This is a genomic window from Blautia sp. MCC269 (assembly GCF_018785655.1).
Lineage (GTDB): Bacteria > Bacillota > Clostridia > Lachnospirales > Lachnospiraceae > Blautia_A.
This window is the reverse complement of the sequence record NZ_WQQE01000064.1, coordinates 1-461: the sequence shown is the minus strand read 5'-3', so window position 1 is coordinate 461 and position 461 is coordinate 1. Positions and strand designations below refer to the sequence as shown.

The window sequence follows — 461 nt, the reverse complement described above, 5'->3', positions numbered from 1 at the left end:
GTTTCCTCTTTCAAAATGCTCTTGACCTGTGCTATCGTCCACGCATAGGCTTTTTCTGCGGGCGCACCGGCGTAGATATTGGCGAAAGTCCCGTATCTTTCATAGTTCAGCCAGCCGGGGGTAGGTACTTTTTCCTCCACCAGAATCCGTGTAATGCTGGCGGCTCCACGCCCGTGTACAGCAAGGTCAAAAATCTTCTCTACAATCCAGCGTGTTTCCGGGTCGATCAGAAGATGACCTTTTTTGTCCGGGTCTTTTACATAGCCCAGCGGTGCATAGGCTCCATAGTGTGCGCCATTGGCAAATCTTGTGTGCATGGCAGCCTTGACCTTTTTGCTGGTCTGTCGGGCGTGCATTTCATTCAGGATGTTTAAGAACGGTGCAAGCTCGCTTTCTCCGTTGATGGTGTCCACATTGTCATTGATGGCAATGTAGCGTACTCCCTTGCTGGGGAAATAGAT

Annotated in this window: 1 protein-coding gene; it reads right to left on the bottom strand. The window is 50.5% G+C overall.

Annotation, left to right across the window (positions count from 1 at the left end):
* On the bottom strand, positions 1 to 461 hold a 461-nt coding region (locus tag GPK88_RS16705), incomplete at both ends, for a recombinase family protein (protein WP_215708049.1).